Origin of the sequence: Amycolatopsis tucumanensis (assembly GCF_021654135.1) — a bacterium.
Taxonomy (GTDB): Bacteria; Actinomycetota; Actinomycetes; order Mycobacteriales; family Pseudonocardiaceae; genus Amycolatopsis_E; species Amycolatopsis_E tucumanensis.
This window is the reverse complement of record NZ_JAKGSD010000105.1, coordinates 1-9,666: the sequence shown is the minus strand read 5'-3', so window position 1 is coordinate 9,666 and position 9,666 is coordinate 1. Positions and strand designations below refer to the sequence as shown.

The window sequence follows — 9,666 nt, the reverse complement described above, 5'->3', positions numbered from 1 at the left end:
CTGCTCGGCGACTGAAACACAATCAGGCATCGGGGGCGGGGGTGGTCGGAAGGTGACCTTTCGAGCGCCGTGAGGCGCTTTTTCCGCGCGTCAGCGCGGGTTTAAAGATCAAGAGATGTCCTCGCCGGACGGGCAGGCTCCGGGATGACCAGGGGACCGTTGTTAGCTCACCTCGGGTGGGTGGTCGCTGGGTGGTCATCCCGTCGCCTTCCGGTTTGTGCATATCACCTTGAGCCAGGGCCGCAAGGTTGGCATGTTCGGCTGCCGGTTGGCGGCCTGGGTTGCGGCCCTGGCTCAAGGTGATCGTCACGTGTCAGGCGACGGGATGACCACCCAGCTACTTTGGGTTCAAAGATCAAGTGCATGCGCTTTGCGCTCCCTGGCAAAGATCGCCCCCGATGGTTCGGCTTCTCCCGGCGTTACCTTGGCGGGTACGTCGCGGCGAGGTCGGTGTCGCGGCGTTGTCATCGAACCGTGAGGGAGCGGCCCATGCACGCGCCTGTTTCCGCGGCGACGGAGCCCTTCGCGTTCGGCACCAAGGCCGAAACGCTCGCCAGGCTCGCACCGTTGGTCCGGTCGGCCGTTGTGCTGCCGATGGAGTCCTTCACCGTCGACCGGTGGCGGGCTGATCCGCTGGGCGTGCTGGACCGGGTGCGCGGGCTCAGCTGGTCGAGTGCGCCGCTGATCGTGCGCAGCAGCAGCCGGGACGAGGACCAGGCCGGCTTTTCCAACGCGGGGCGCTACCTGTCACTGTCCGATGTGCACGGCTGGCAGGAGCTCAGGCGCGCGATCGACATCGTGGTCCGGTCCTTCGACGACCACCCGGACAACCAGGTGCTGGTCCAGCCGCAGCTGCGCGATCCGGTGGCCAGCGGCGTCGTCTCCTCGTGCGAGCCCAGCGGTGGCGCGCCCTACCGCGTGGTGAACTGGACCGAGAGCGCCGACACCGCCGAGGTCACCTCCGGCCGGGCCGGGGTGCGCACCTGGTACTTCCTGCCCGGCCCCGACCCGCTGCCCCCGACGCCGCTGCTCGCCGGGCTGCCCGCGTTGATCGCCGAGCTCGAACAGCTCAGCGGGGACGAGCCGTTCGAGTTCGAGTTCGGCGTCGCCGGGGACGGGCGGCTCGTGTTGTTCCAGGTCCGGCCGCTGGCGACCGCCCGGCTGCCGCTGTCCCGCCGGCGGCACCGGGCTGCCGTCGCAGCCTGCCAGGTCCAGGTCGCGACCCTGCAGAGCGCCGGCCCGCCCGCGCTGAGCCGCGACACCGTCCTCGGCGTCATGCCCGACTGGAACCCCGCCGAGATGATCGGCGTCCGGCCCCGCCCGCTCGCGCTGTCGCTCTACCGCCGCCTCATCACCGACCGCATCTGGGCCGACTCCCGGTTCCGCTACGGCTACCGCGACCTGCGCGGCACCCCGCTGCTGGTCGACCTCGGCGGGCTCGCCTACATCGACACCCGCGCCAGCTTCAGCTCACTCGTGCCCGCCGCGCTCGACGACCGCACCGCCACCCGGCTGGTCCGCCACTACCTGACGCGGCTGCGGGCGAACCCGCGGCTGCACGACAAGGTCGAGTTCGAGATCGCCCTGTCGTCGTTCCACTTCGGCACCCCCGGCGACGCGGCCCGGCTGTGCGAGGCGAACGTGCTCGACCACGCCGAGGCCGCCGCGCTGGTGCGGGCCCTGCGCGTGCTGACCGTGCGCATGATGAGCCCATCCGGCCCGTTCACCCGCGACCTGGCGGAACTGGACCAGCTGTCCCGGTGGCAGGTGCGGCGCCCGCCCCGCTGGTCGCCGGACCGCATCGGCGAGCTCGTCCGCCTCTGCCGCACCCAGGGCACCCTGCCCTTCGCCGGCGCCGCCCGCGCCGCGTTCGCCGCGACGGCGCTGGTGCGCAGCCTGGTCGACGCCGGCGCGCTGTCCCCGGCGGACGCCGACGCCCTGCTCGGCAGCGCCACCACGGTCAGCGCCGAGATGCAGCGCGACTTCTGCACCGTCGACCGCCGCACCTTCCTCGACCGCTACGGCCACCTCCGCCCCGGCACCTACGACATCCTCTCCGCCCGCTACGACGAAGAGCCCGACCGCTACTTCGACTGGTCGGTCCGCGACGCCCCGCCGCGCCCGCCGGTCTTCCACCCCACCGCGGCGCAGGCGCGGGACGTGCGCGAACTGCTGGCCGCCCACCGCATGCCCGGCACCGAGCGCGACCTGTTCCGCTTCGTCACCGCCGCGGTGTCCGCCCGCGAGTACGGCAAACTCCAGTTCTCCCGCGTCCTCAGCGAAATCCTGGTCGAGGCGCGCCGCGCGGGCGAGCGGCTCGGGTTCACCCCCGACGACCTGTCCTACGCCACCGTCGACGCACTGTCCCAGCTCACCGGCTCGGCGCGGACCGACTCGGCCGTCCTGCACGAGGCCATCGAACGCGGCAGCTTCCGGCACGCGCTGACCGAATCGCTGTGCGCGCCCGCGGTGATCACCGGCGCGGCCGAGCTGGCGTCGTTCGTCGCGCTGCCCGGCGAAGCGAACTTCGTGACCCAGTCCCGGGTCGCGGCGCGTGTCGCGGACGTGGGCGCCGGGGACGACCCCACCGGGGCGGTCGCGATGATCATGGCGGCCGACCCCGGCTACGACTGGATCTTCACCAAGGGCATCGCCGGGCTGGTCACCGCGTTCGGCGGGGCCAACTCGCACATGGCGATCCGCGCGCTGGAACTCGGCATCCCGGCCGCGATCGGCGTCGGCGAGACGCAGTTCCGCGACTGGCTGCGCGCCGGGGCGCTGGAAGTCGACGCGGCCGCGAAACTGGTGCGCCCGGTCCCCGTCGCGGGACGGCCCGAGCCGGAAGCGCGGGCGTCGTGACGGGCGGGGTCGTGTGGATCACCGGCCTGTCCGGCGCCGGCAAGTCGGCGGTGGCGGTGCAGCTGGTCGAGCGGCTCCGGCGCGCGGGGGTGCGGCCGGTGCTGCTCGACGGCGACGCGGTCCGCGCCGCGCTGGACGCCCGGTCCTTCGGCACGGAAGCACGCAGGCAGCTGGCGGTCACCTACGGGCGGCTGTGCCGGCTGCTGGCCGAACAGGGGCACATTGTGGTGTGCGCGACGATCTCGCTGCGGCACGAGGTGCACCAGTGGAACCGGCGTCACCTGACCCGGTACGCGGAGGTGTTCCTGGACGTGCCGCTGGAGGAGCTGCGCCGCCGCGATCCGAAGGGGATCTACGCGGAGGGCGCCGAGGTGGTCGGCGCGGGGCAGGCCGCCGAGTTCCCGGTGGCCCCCGACCTGCGGATCACCAACTACGGGTCCACCTCGTCGCGCGCCGCCGCCGAGCAGATCTACACCTACTGCGCCCGGACGGGGTTGTGGTGACGATGTCCGGACTGCTCGCGGTGACCCAGCGGCTGCTGCCCGCCAACGAACACGGCGAGGTACGGCTCGCCCTCGACGTGCGGTGGTGGTCGTTCCTCGCCGAATGCGGGTTCGACGGCGTGCCGATGCCGCTCGACCCGGGTGCCGCGGCGAAGCTGCTGTGGCGGACCGGGTGCCGCGGACTGGTGCTGACCGGCGGCAACGACCTGGGCTCGGCCCCCGAGCGGGACGCCCTCGAACGCTACCTGCTGCGCCGCGCCCTGGAACGCGGCCTGCCGGTGATCGGGGTGTGCCGCGGGATGCAGCTGGTGCTCGACGCGTTCGGCGCCCGGCTGCGGCGGGTGCGCGGGCACGTGGCGGTCGAACACCGGGTGACCGGGCCGCGCGGCGAGCGGACCGTCAACAGCTACCACGACTGGGCGGTGCTGCAGGCGCCCCCGGAGTTCGAGGTGACCGCGCGGTGCTGGCCGGTGGTGGAGGCGGTGCGGCACCGCTCGCTGCCGCTGGCCGGGATCATGTGGCACCCCGAGCGCGCGGACCCGGTGCACGACGAGGACGCCGAACTGTTCAGCGAGGTGTTCGGAGGTCGGAATGCGGGCGGTGATCCTGGCCGCGGGACGCGGATCCCGGATGGGCGCGGCGACCGGCGACCGGCCGAAGTGCCTCGTCGAACTGGCGGGCCGCACGCTGCTTGACCGCCAGGTCTCCGCGCTGGCGCTGGCCGGGGTGCGGGACGTCGCGGTGGTGACCGGGTGGTGCTCGTGGCAGTTCGAGCGGGTGCCGCTGACCCGCTTCCACAACGCGGCGTGGGCGGAGTCGTCCATGGTGGACTCGCTCGCCTGCGCCCGGGAATGGCTCGAAGCCGGCCCGGTCGTGGTGGCCTACGGCGACATCGTGTTCACCCCGGCCGCGGTGACCGCGGTGGCGTCGGCGCCGGGGCCGCTGGTGGTCGGGTACGACCCGGACTGGCTCACGCAGTGGTCCCGCCGCTTCGGCGACCCCCTGATCGACGCGGAGACGTTCGCGGTGACCGGCGGCAGGCTGACCGACATCGGCGGCACACCGTCCACTGTGGAGGAGGTGGCCGGCCAGTACCTGGGGTTGCTCAAGCTGGAGCCAGTGGGGTGGGCCGAGCTGTCCGCGGAGCTGTCGCGTTCGGACACCCGTCGCGACACGACCGGTCTGCTGCGGCGGCTGATCGCGCGGGAGTTCACCGTGCGGGCCGTTCCGGTGGCGGGGCCGTGGCACGAGTTCGACTCCGCGCGGGACTGCGTGGTGGGGGAGCCGGTGCTGCGGGAGCTGGACGAGGTGCTGTCCGGCGCGGAGGTGGCGTCGTGACGCTCGTGCACGCGCCCGGCCGTACGGTCGTGGTGGCGATCGTGTTGTCGCTGACCAACTTCGTCGCGGTGTTCGACGGGCTCGTCGTCGCCGTGGCGCTGCCCGCGATCCAGGCCGACTTCGGGCTCCGGCCGGTCGACGGGCAGTGGGTGCTGACCGCCTACGCCGTCGCGCTCGGCGGGACCCTGCTCACCGGCGGCCGCTGCGGGGACGCGTTCGGGCGGCGCCGGATGCTGGTCGCCGGGCTGGCCGTGTTCGTCGCCGGCCTGCTGCTCGCCGGCGTCGCCTGGGACGCGTGGGTGCTGTTCGCGGCGCGCGCCGTGCAGGGGTTCGGCGCGGCCTTCGCCGTGCCCAACGCGTTCGCCACCATCAGCGCCCTGCGCCCGGAAGGGGTGCGTGACCGGGTGTTCGCCGCGGTCGCCGTCGCGGGCGGGCTCGGCGCGGCGGGCGGCGCGATCACCGGCGGGCTCATCACGCAGGGCCTCGGCTGGCGCTTCCTGTTCCTGCTGACCGCGCCGGTCGTCGCGGCCGCGGCGATCACCGCCGCGCGGGTCCTCGACGAGGACCGCCGTCGCGGCGCGCCCCGGCCCGGGCTGCTCGGCGCTGCCCTGGCCGTCACCGCGGCCGCGTTGCTGGTGTACGCGATCACCAACCACGACCTCGCCGTCGCCGCCGTCGGGCTCGTGCTCGTCGTGCCGGTCGTGCGGCTCCTGCCGCGCGGGGTCGTGCGGGACCGGTCGCTGCGTGCCGCGGTGGCCGGGCTGCCCGGGTTCGTCTTCGCCTACGACGGCACGGTCTTCGTCGGGCTCCTGTTCCTGCAGCAGGACCTCACCCCGTTGCAGGCCGGGCTCACCTTCACCCCGCTCGGCATCGCCGTCCTGGTCGGCGCGCCACTGGCCGCGCGGCTGCTCAACCGTCGCGTGTGGACGACGGTCTTCATTGGTGCGCAGGCGGTCTGCGCGGCCGGGCTCGTCCTGCTCGCGCTGGAGCACGTCCTGCCCGGGCTGGTCCTCGTCGGCCTCGGCGCGGCCGTCTCCGCGGTCACGCTCAACGGCGCCGCCGGGCGGCACGCCGAGCCCGCGGACCGCGGCAGCGCCTACGGCTGCTACGAGACGGCGAAGTACCTGTGCGGCGCGCTGGTCGTCGCGGTGCTCGCGACCGCGCTGGAGCGCGGCCACGCGTTCGCCTTCCTGCTCGCCGCCGCGGTCGCGGTGCTCGGCGGGCTCGCCGGGTGCGCGCTGGGGCGGCGGGCGACATGACGGACAAGGTGTTCTACCTGCTGCACGGCCTGCAGGACCGCTACAACGCGCTGTACCAGGACAACATCGCCCGGCTCGGCCCGCGGGACGTGCTCGTCGCCAGCATCGGCAGCTCCGGCCAGTCCTACCTGGGCGGCATCCTCGCCGAACTGGGCCTCAACTACGCCGACGCCTACACCGAGGCCCTGCGGGAGGACGGCGACAGCGAACCCGTCCCCGCCTACGACGACTACCGCGAGCGCCTGGCGACCCCGGACAAGCCGCGGAGGCCCTGGCCCCGGTTCGTCAAGACCCACCTCACGCCGCGGTTCTTCACCGGCCGTCCGCTGCACGGCGTGTGGATCCTGGTGCGCGATCCCCGCGACGCGCTGTACTCGTGGTACCGCTTCCGGACCGAGTTCGTGCGGGACCCGCTCGACCGGCTGGCCACCTCGTTCGAGGACTGGCTGTGCCGCCCCGGCCCGACCGGCCTCGACCGGCTCGACGACTGGGCGGACTTCTACCGCCGCTGGGTCTGCGACGCCGGCCGCCTGCGCCGGTCGGCGATCACCACGTTCGAAGACCTCAAACGCGATCCGCTGCCCACGTTGCGCGCCGGGTTGCGCGCGTTCGGACTGTCCATTCCGGACCGGGAGATCGCCGCGGCGGTGCTGCGCAGCGACTTCCATACGGTGCGCCGCCGCGAACGCGACCAGGGCGGCGACGGTCCCGGCATCCTCCGGCGGGGACAGCCGGAGGAATGGCGGACGTGGATGAGCCCGTCCACCGCGGACCTCTTCGGACGGGCGCACGTCGCCGCGCTCGCCCGCCGGTTCGGTTACCACCTCGGAGAAAGGGCACGATCATGACCCTGGCGCAGGGTGACTTCACCACGCTCGCGGCGAGCTATTCGCGCTACCGCGAGGGCTACTCGCCCGCGGTGCGGGACGCGATCCTCGGCCTGTGCGCACGCCCGGTGTGCAGCCTCGACGTGGCCGACGTCGGCGCGGGCACCGGCATCTGGAGCCGGATGCTGGCCGCGCGGCTGCCCGCGTCGCTGACCGCCGTCGAACCCAACGAAGCGATGCGGGAGCAGGGCGTCGAGGACAGCCACGGACTGCGGATCACCTGGCGCGCGGGCAGCGGGGAACACACCGGGCTGGACGACGCGTCGGCCGACCTGCTGACCATGGCGTCGTCGTTCCACTGGGTCGACTTCGACGCCGGGCTGCGGGAGTTCCGGCGCGTGCTGCGGCCGGGCGGGTGGTTCGCCGCGCTGTGGAACCCGCGCGAGGTCGAGGCGAACCCGCTGCTCGCCGGGATCGAAGGCGAGATCCGGCGGCTGAAGCCCGGCCTGCGGCGGGTGTCCTCGGGGCGGTCCGGCATCACCGCGACGCTGACCGCGCGGCTGGCGGCCGAGCCCGGTTACGGCCCGCCGCTCTACCTGGAGGGCAGCCACGTGGTGCGGCAGACGGTCGAGCACTACCTCGGCGTGTGGCGCTCGGCGAACGACGTGCAGGCCCAGCTCGGCCCCGAGGCGTTCGCGAAGTTCCTCGACCACGCGCGCGAGGCGCTCGCCGAGCACGACGTGGTGGAGACGACGTACCTGACCCGGGCGTGGGCGGTGCAGCGGCTGCCTTAGAGGTTGAGCAGCGTCTGGTCCGGCCCGGTCGCGTTCAGGTCCAGCGCGTGCAGCGCCGCCCAGACGGTCGCCTGGTTGGCGGTCACGATCGGCTTGCCGAGCTCCGCTTCCAGGGGCGCGATGAGGTCGTAGGTCGGCAGCGCGGTGCAGCTGACGAAGATCGCGTCGGCGTCCGGGCGGTCGCCGGCGCGGATGAGCTCCGCCACCTCGGCGTAGCCGGCGCTCAGCACGTCGCGCACCGGGATGCCCAGCGGCGTGCACGCGACGACGTCGAACCCGGCCGTGCACAGGTAGTCGCGCAGGCGGTTGCCCACCGGGCGCTCGTAGGGGTGCACGACCGCGACCCGCTGCGCCTTGACGGTGCGCAGCGCGGACACCGCCGCCCCTGAGGTGGTCAGCGCGCGGGGCGCGCCGGCATCCAGCATGGCCTGGCGCAGCGCGGCCTCGCCGAGCGTGCCGCCGACGAAACTGCACGCGGTGCAGGCGTAGATGACGACCTCGGCGCCGACCGCGCACACCTCACGCGTCGGGCGGCGGACGGTGGCGGGCCGGTTGAGCGCCGACACCGAATCGAGGTTGTCGCCCTCGGGCGAGCCGCCGGTGCGGGCGATGAACAGGCTCACGGTCGGCGGCACCCACCGCCACAGCTCGCGGTCACGGGCGAAGTCGTAGGGCGCGACGATGCCGACGCCCGTCTGGGGTTCCGGCCCCTGAACGTGGCGTTTCATACGCGCAGGGTACCCGAACCGTCCCGTATCCTGCGCCCGTGACCGGCGGAATCGACGAGGCGGCCCGGGTGCCCGGATCGGTGGCCGAGCGGGCGCGGGCCGCGTTGCGGTCCCTGCCGCCGAGCGAGGCGCGGGCCGCGCAGGTGCTGCTGGAACGCGGGTCCGACGTGGTGCGGATGTCGGTCAGCGAGATCGCCGCCGCCGCGGGCACCGGGGTGGGGACCGTGGTGCGGGCGTGCCAGAGCCTGGGGTTCAAGGGGTTCCAGGACGCGAAGATCGCGCTCGCGCAGGACCTCGCGCCGCTGGTCGGGGGCTCCTCGCCGGAGCACATCGACCGCGGCGATCCTCCTGCCGAGGTGCTGGCGAAGCTGGCCGCGAGCAGTGCGGACGCGCTGCAGCGGGCCCGGTCGAGCGTGGACGCGGCGGCGCTGGAGCGGGCGGTCGGGTTGCTGACCGCGGCGCCGCGGGTGCTGGTGCTCGGGGTCGGGACGAGCGCGCCGCTCGCGCAGGACGCCGCCTACCGGCTGCTGACGCTGGGCATCGCGGCCGAGGCCCCGGCCGACGTGCACGTCCAGCACGTGCGCGCGGGGTTGCTGCGGCCGGGGGACGTGGTGGTGGCGGTGAGCCACACCGGGGCGACCCGGGAGACGGTGAGCGCGGCCCGGCGGGCGAAGGAGTCCGGCGCGGCGGTGGTCGCGGTGACCAGCTTCGCGACGACGCCGCTGACGGAGGTCGCCGACGCCGCCCTGGTCGCGGGCGGGCTGGAGACGAGGTACCGCGTGGAGGCGATGACGAGCAGGCTGGCGCATCTCGTGGTGCTGGACGCGTTGTTCGTGAGCCTGCTGCTCGCCGAGCCCGACCGGTCTGCTGCGGCGCAGGCTTTGGTGGCGGATGTGCTGAGCGAGCACCGGTTCTGAGGCAGGCGTCAGGCGCCGTGGCGCGTCGAGGCTCGTACCACCAGCTCTGGGTGGGCACCAGCTGGTGGTGCTGGACGCGTTGTTCGTGAGCCTGCTGCTCGCCGAGCCCGACCGGTCTGCTGCGGCGCAGGCTTTGGTGGCGGATGTGCTGAGCGAGCACCGGTTCTGAGCGGGGGCCGGCTCGTGGTGGTGGGGGAGGAGCGCGCCGGGGATCAGGTGCGGTGGCGGGTGGAGGACCGCGTCGAGGGGCGGGGGAGGGGTGCCCCGAGATCAGGCGCCGTGGCGCGTCGACGCTCGTACCACCAGTTCGGGCGTGAACACTACCTGCTGGTGCTCGTGGCCGGGGTCGGTCGTCTCCTGCAGCAGCAGCTCCGCCGCCGTCCGGCCTAGGGCCTGTTTCAATGGCGTAGCCACTCGTTGATGGCGGCGATGTGGATTGTT

At 73.7% G+C, this 9,666-nt stretch carries 9 protein-coding genes; 8 read left to right on the top strand and 1 reads right to left on the bottom strand.

All coding sequences use genetic code 11. From position 1 onward, the window contains the following. The first annotated feature begins 489 nt into the window (after nucleotides 1-489). The 7 genes from L2C96_RS43495 to L2C96_RS43465 are packed head-to-tail and all read left to right on the top strand — an operon-like array spanning nucleotide 490 to nucleotide 7,580. On the top strand, nucleotides 490-2,859 hold the full coding sequence (locus L2C96_RS43495) for a PEP-utilizing enzyme (RefSeq protein ID WP_237340234.1): 2,370 nt from the start codon (nucleotides 490-492) through the stop codon (nucleotides 2,857-2,859). Further along, a complete protein-coding gene (locus tag L2C96_RS43490; protein ID WP_237340233.1) occupies nucleotides 2,856-3,362 on the top strand; it encodes an adenylyl-sulfate kinase in 507 nt (168 codons plus the stop codon). The genes L2C96_RS43495 and L2C96_RS43490 overlap by 4 nt, the downstream gene beginning before the upstream one ends. A gap of 2 nt (nucleotides 3,363-3,364) precedes the next feature. After that, entirely contained in the window at nucleotides 3,365-4,057 is a 693-nt protein-coding gene (locus L2C96_RS43485; RefSeq protein WP_237340232.1) for a gamma-glutamyl-gamma-aminobutyrate hydrolase family protein, read from the top strand. Beyond that, nucleotides 3,993-4,700 (top strand): phosphocholine cytidylyltransferase family protein, encoded by a 708-nt coding sequence (locus L2C96_RS43480; protein WP_237340231.1) that lies wholly within the window; start codon nucleotides 3,993-3,995, stop codon nucleotides 4,698-4,700. Before L2C96_RS43485 ends, L2C96_RS43480 begins: the two co-directional genes overlap by 65 nt. Beyond that, a complete protein-coding gene (locus L2C96_RS43475) occupies nucleotides 4,697-5,959 on the top strand; it encodes an MFS transporter (protein ID WP_237340230.1) in 1,263 nt (420 codons plus the stop codon). The genes L2C96_RS43480 and L2C96_RS43475 overlap by 4 nt, the downstream gene beginning before the upstream one ends. Further along, nucleotides 5,956-6,807, top strand: coding sequence for a sulfotransferase domain-containing protein (locus L2C96_RS43470; protein ID WP_237340229.1), 852 nt, complete (start codon nucleotides 5,956-5,958; stop codon nucleotides 6,805-6,807). The genes L2C96_RS43475 and L2C96_RS43470 overlap by 4 nt, the downstream gene beginning before the upstream one ends. Next, complete coding sequence (locus L2C96_RS43465) at nucleotides 6,804-7,580, top strand: class I SAM-dependent methyltransferase (RefSeq protein ID WP_237340228.1); 777 nt, start codon at nucleotides 6,804-6,806, stop codon at nucleotides 7,578-7,580. The genes L2C96_RS43470 and L2C96_RS43465 overlap by 4 nt, the downstream gene beginning before the upstream one ends. Here L2C96_RS43465 and L2C96_RS43460 read toward each other — a convergent pair. Further along, nucleotides 7,577-8,308 (bottom strand): maleate cis-trans isomerase family protein, encoded by a 732-nt coding sequence (locus L2C96_RS43460; RefSeq protein WP_237340227.1) that lies wholly within the window; start codon nucleotides 8,306-8,308, stop codon nucleotides 7,577-7,579. The two genes, L2C96_RS43465 and L2C96_RS43460, sit on opposite strands and share 4 nt — an antisense overlap. 38 nt (nucleotides 8,309-8,346) lie before the next feature. Between L2C96_RS43460 and L2C96_RS45290 the strand changes: the two genes are divergently transcribed. Beyond that, nucleotides 8,347-9,225 carry a MurR/RpiR family transcriptional regulator gene (locus L2C96_RS45290; RefSeq protein WP_237340226.1) on the top strand — a complete coding sequence of 293 codons (879 nt, stop codon included), beginning with the start codon at nucleotides 8,347-8,349 and terminating at the stop codon, nucleotides 9,223-9,225. Nucleotides 9,226-9,666 lie beyond the last annotated feature (441 nt).

Coding starts and splice junctions, on each gene's coding strand:
- L2C96_RS43465 (WP_237340228.1), top strand. CDS start 6,804: ATGACCCTGGCGCAGGGTGACTTCACCACGCTCGCGGCGAGCTATTCG.
- L2C96_RS43480 (WP_237340231.1), top strand. CDS start 3,993: ATGGGCGCGGCGACCGGCGACCGGCCGAAGTGCCTCGTCGAACTGGCG.
- L2C96_RS43485 (WP_237340232.1), top strand. CDS start 3,365: ATGTCCGGACTGCTCGCGGTGACCCAGCGGCTGCTGCCCGCCAACGAA.
- L2C96_RS43460 (WP_237340227.1), bottom strand. CDS start 8,308: ATGAAACGCCACGTTCAGGGGCCGGAACCCCAGACGGGCGTCGGCATC.
- L2C96_RS43470 (WP_237340229.1), top strand. CDS start 5,956: ATGACGGACAAGGTGTTCTACCTGCTGCACGGCCTGCAGGACCGCTAC.
- L2C96_RS43495 (WP_237340234.1), top strand. CDS start 490: ATGCACGCGCCTGTTTCCGCGGCGACGGAGCCCTTCGCGTTCGGCACC.